The organism is Pseudomonas sp. RW10S2 (assembly GCF_014268985.1).
Lineage (GTDB): Bacteria > Pseudomonadota > Gammaproteobacteria > Pseudomonadales > Pseudomonadaceae > Aquipseudomonas > Aquipseudomonas wayambapalatensis.
Genome location: NZ_JABWRO010000197.1, coordinates 1 through 4,855, shown reverse-complemented (window position 1 = coordinate 4,855; position 4,855 = coordinate 1). Strand labels below are relative to the sequence as shown.

At 64.1% G+C, this 4,855-nt stretch carries 3 protein-coding genes; 1 reads left to right on the top strand and 2 read right to left on the bottom strand.

Features of this window, described 5'->3' with window-relative positions; translation table 11 throughout:
- Window positions 1-370: 370 nt before the first annotated feature.
- Window positions 371-2,068: a long-chain-fatty-acid--CoA ligase FadD1 gene (gene fadD1, locus HU729_RS24860; RefSeq protein WP_186666884.1), complete on the top strand. Its 1,698-nt coding sequence runs from the start codon at window positions 371-373 to the stop codon at window positions 2,066-2,068.
- Window positions 2,069-2,110: 42 nt separating this feature from the next.
- On the opposite strand, the gene HU729_RS24855 is transcribed toward fadD1, so the two are convergent.
- Complete coding sequence (locus HU729_RS24855) at window positions 2,111-3,418, bottom strand: FAD-binding oxidoreductase (RefSeq protein ID WP_186711859.1); 1,308 nt, start codon at window positions 3,416-3,418, stop codon at window positions 2,111-2,113.
- 31 nt (window positions 3,419-3,449) lie between these two features.
- A complete protein-coding gene (locus HU729_RS24850) occupies window positions 3,450-4,814 on the bottom strand; it encodes a glutamine synthetase family protein (RefSeq protein WP_186666882.1) in 1,365 nt (454 codons plus the stop codon).
- Window positions 4,815-4,855 lie beyond the last annotated feature (41 nt).

Below are 4,855 nucleotides of genomic sequence, written 5' to 3'. Positions count from 1 at the left end.
CGTCCCGCGATCGGGCGCGAAGCGGCCGTAGAACCTGGCACCGAGATTTATCAGGACGATCTCGACTGCCTGGCTTGCGGCCGCTTCGCGCCCGATCGCGGGACAAGCCCGCTCCTACAGCGACCGAGTCGGCTGCCGCACGCACCGCAATGCGACATTTGATTAAATACTCTAGAAATGACTCATAGAGTTCATTTAGTCACTTTGGTGACTCTTGAGGCTTGCGAAGCCCTCTAGGCGACCCCAGGCAAAGCTGTTACTCTCGGCGCGCTTTCAGATGATGCGGTTTGCAATGAATCCCTTCATCTCATATCAATAATAAACGCATCGACGCGTGAAGAATTCGCTGTTGCTAAAGGAGTGGGCTTCCATGATCGAACATTTTTGGAAGGATAAATACCCAGCCGGAATTACGGCGGAAATCAATCCTGACGAATTCCCCAACATCCAGGCCGTACTGAAGCAATCCTGCCAGCGCTTCGCCGACAAACCGGCGTTCAGCAACCTCGGCAAGACCCTCACCTACGGCGAGCTGTACACCCTGTCCGGCGCTTTCGCGGCCTGGCTGCAACAGCACACCGACCTCAAGCCCGGCGATCGCATCGCCGTGCAACTGCCCAATGTACTGCAATATCCCGTCGCCGTGTTCGGTGCCATGCGCGCCGGCCTGGTCGTGGTCAACACCAACCCGCTGTATACCGCGCGTGAGCTGGAGCATCAGTTCACCGATTCCGGTGCCAAGGCCGTGGTGTGCCTGGCCAACATGGCGCACTTGGTCGAGAAGGTCCTGCCCAAGACCCAGGTCAAGCACGTCATCGTTACCGAAGTGGCCGACCTGCTGCCGCCGCTCAAGCGCGTGCTGATCAACAGCGTCATCAAGTATGTGAAGAAGATGGTGCCGGCCTACAGCCTGCCCCAGGCCGTGCGCTTCAACGATGCACTGGCCAAGGGCCGTGGCCAGCCGGTCATCGAGGCCAGCCCGCAAGCCAATGACGTGGCTGTGCTGCAATACACCGGCGGCACTACGGGTGTGGCCAAGGGCGCGATGCTGACCCACCGCAACCTGGTCTCCAACATGCTGCAGTGCCGCGCGCTGATGGGCTCGAACCTGCAGGAAGGCTCCGAGATCATCATCACGCCGCTGCCGCTGTACCACATCTACGCGTTCACCTTCCATTGCATGGCGATGATGCTGATCGGTAACCACAACGTGTTGATCAGCAACCCGCGCGACCTGCCGGCGATGGTCAAGGAACTGGGCAAGTGGAAGTTCAGCGGCTTCGTCGGGCTGAACACCCTGTTCGTCGCCCTGTGCAACAACGAAACCTTCCGCAGCCTGGACTTCTCGGCGCTGAAGGTCACGCTTTCCGGCGGTATGGCCCTGCAACTGAGCGTGGCCGAACGCTGGAAGGCGGTCACCGGCTGCGCCATCTGCGAAGGTTACGGCATGACCGAGACCAGCCCGGTGGCGGCGGTCAACCCGTCCGAAGCCAACCAGATCGGCACCATCGGCATTCCGGTGCCGTCCACCCTGTGCAAGGTCATCGACGACAGCGGCCAGGAACTGCCGCTGGGAGAAGTCGGTGAGCTGTGCATCAAGGGCCCGCAGGTGATGAAGGGCTACTGGCAGCGCGAAGACGCCACCGCCGAGATCCTCGACAGCGAAGGCTGGCTGAAGACCGGTGACATCGCGGTGATTCAGCCCGACGGCTACATGCGCATCGTCGACCGCAAGAAGGACATGATCCTGGTCTCGGGCTTCAACGTGTACCCCAACGAGCTGGAAGACGTGCTGGTTTCCCTGCCGGGCGTGCTGCAATGTGCCGCGATCGGCGTGCCTGACGAGAAGTCGGGCGAGGTGATCAAGATGTTCATCGTCGCCAAGCCAGGTGTCACGCTGACCAAGGAGCAGGTGATGGAGCACATGCGTGCCAACGTCACCGGCTACAAGGTGCCGCGTTTCATCGAGTTCCGCGATGCCCTGCCGACCACCAACGTCGGCAAGATCCTGCGTCGTGAGCTGCGCGACGAAGAAATGAAGAAGCTTGGGCTGAAGAAGATCGCCTGATTCACACCGGCCCGCTCCTGCAAGAACGGGCCGGTTTTGGTTTCAGCGCAACTTTTCCAGCATCTGGTAGTACCACATCCCCACCGACAGCAGCGGATTGCCCAGCAAATCCCCCATCGGCACCTTGATGTGCTTGCACGCGGCAAAGGTGTCGAACTTCTCCAGCGTCCCGGTCAACGCCTCGGCCATGATCTCGCCCATGATGTGGCTGGTCGCGATGCCATGCCCGGAGTAACCCTGGCAGTACCAAACGTTGTCCGACAGCTTGCCCAGCTGTGGGATGCGGTTGACCACGATGCCCATGGCGCAGCTCCACTTGAACTCGATCGGCACGCCCTTGAGCGCCGGGAAGGTGCGCTCGATGCAAGGGCGCAGCTCGGCTTCGATGTCCCGCGAATCACGCCCCGAATAGTTGGCGCCGCCGCCGAACAGCAGGCGCTTGTCGGCGGTCAGGCGGTAGTAGTCGAGGACGAAGCGACAGTCGTACACCGCCAGGTCCTCGGGGTTGATCTGCTCGGCCAGCTCGCCCAGGGGCGCGGTGGTCACGATGCCGCCCATGGCCGGGAAAATCTTGCCCTTGAGCTGGCGCTGTTCGAGCTTGTGGTACACATCGCCCGCCAGCAATACCTGGCGCGCCTCGATCCGGCCGTTGGCAGTGACCACCGCCGGGCGCGGACCGTGGACGATATCCAGCACTTCTGAATTCTCGAAGATCAGCGCGCCGAGGCTGTGCGCAGCCCGCGCCTCGCCCAGGCACAGGTTGAGTGGATGCAGGTGCAGGTTGCGCGTGTTCTTCAGCGCCCCGAGATACAGCGGGCTCTGCAGGTGGCGCGAGATGCCCTGGCGGTCGAGCAGCTGTACCTGGTCGCCCATCCCCCGGCGCTGGGCCTCGGCTTCGAAGGCGCGCAGTTCCTCCAGATGCGACGGCTTCATCGCGGCATGCAGGTGGCCGCGCTTGAGATCGCACTGGATGCCGTAGCGCGCCACGCGTTGCTCGATGATCTGGTGCCCGCGCCAGCGCAGGTGCCAGATGAAATCGTCCACCTCGCTGCCGAGCCGGTCACGCATCTGCGTGCGCATGGCCTCGTCGCCGGACAGGCTGCCAGTCACCTGGCCACCATTGCGCCCGCTGGCGCCCCAGCCGATGCGATTGGTCTCGACGATGGCGACCTTCAGGCCGCGCTCGGCCAGCTCCACGGCGGTGGCGACACCGGTGAAGCCGCCACCGATGATCGCCACGTCGACCTGTTCGGTGCCCTTGAGCGTCGGGTACTCGGTCCTGTCGTTGAGGGTGGCGCTGTAGTAGGACGGTGCGCGCTGGGCCGGGCCGTTGTTCAGTGCTGCGTTCATGGGGTGTTCCTTGTTCTGAATAGGGTAGGGCTCAGGCCTGGTGCAGGTACCAGCGCCAGTCCTGTTCGCTGACTTCGGCCATGAACTGGCGGTATTCGGCGCGTTTGACTTTCAGGTATACCCCGAGGAAGGCATCGCCCAGCGCTTCGCGCGCCCAGGCCGAGTGCTCCAGTGCATCGAGGGCGGTGAGCCAGTCGGTGGGCAGGTGCTCGGTGGCCTGGGCATAGCCGTTGCCCTCGACCGGCGCACCGGGGTCCAGTTGTTCGCGAATGCCTTGGTGCGTGGCGGCGAGAATGGCCGCGGCAGCCAGATAAGGGTTGGCATCGGCGCCGCAGATACGGTGCTCGATGTGCCGGCTGGGGGCAGGGCCGCCGGGCACGCGCAGGCTCACGGTGCGGTTGTCGACACCCCAGGTCGGCGCCAGCGGCGCATAGCTGTTGGCCTGGAAGCGGCGGAACGAGTTGGCGTTGGGGCAGAACAGCAGCAGCGAATCGCGCAGGTGGCGCAGCATGCCGGCCACAGCCTGGCGCAGCAGCGGCGTGCCGGCCGGGTCCTCGCTGGCGAACAGGTTGCGGCCTTCGCTGTCAGCCAGGCTCAGGTGCATATGCATGCCGGTGCCGGCAATCTGCGCGAAGGGCTTGGCCATGAAGCAGGCCTGCATGCCGTGGGCGTGGGCCACGCCCTTGACCAGGCGCTTGTAGCGCACGGCCTGGTCCATCGCTGCCAGCGCATCGCCGTGCTCCAGGGTGATTTCCACCTGGCCGGGTGCGTATTCGGAAATCGCTGTGCGCGCCGGAATGCCCTGGGCCTTGCAGGCGGCATACAGGTCGGCGAGGAAGGGTTCGATCTGTTCCAGTTCACGCAGGCCGTAGACCTGTGTGCTGCGTGGCCGGCCGCCGTCGCTGTCGAGCGCCGGTTGCGGGCGGCCCTGGGCATCGCGCTGCTGGTCGAGCAGGTAGAACTCCAGCTCGCAGGCCATCACCGGGTGATAACCGTCGGCCTTCAGGGCCTCGATGGTGCGCAGCAGGACATGGCGTGGGTCGGCAATGCTGGCGGGCAGGCCTTCGCTAGGGTGCATGCTGACCTGCACCGCGGCGGTCGGCACCCGGCGCCAGGGCAGGCGCACCAGGCTGCCATCCAGGGGGTAGGCGCGACAGTCGATGTCGCCGACATCCCAGACCAGGCCCGAGTTTTCCACATCGTCGCCATTGAGGGTCAGGCCAAGGATGGTGCTGGGCAGCGGCCGGCCGCTTTCATACACCGCCATCAGCTCGTCACGGTGCAGCAGCTTGCCGCGCGGCACGCCGTTGGCGTCGAGGATGAACAGTTCGATCAGGTCGATATCAGGGTTTTCGGCCAGAAAGCCGCGGGCTTGCTCGGGGTTGGCAAAGTGCATGGAGGCTCGCTCGCGCCCCTGTCGTTCAGGGGCGCACAAGA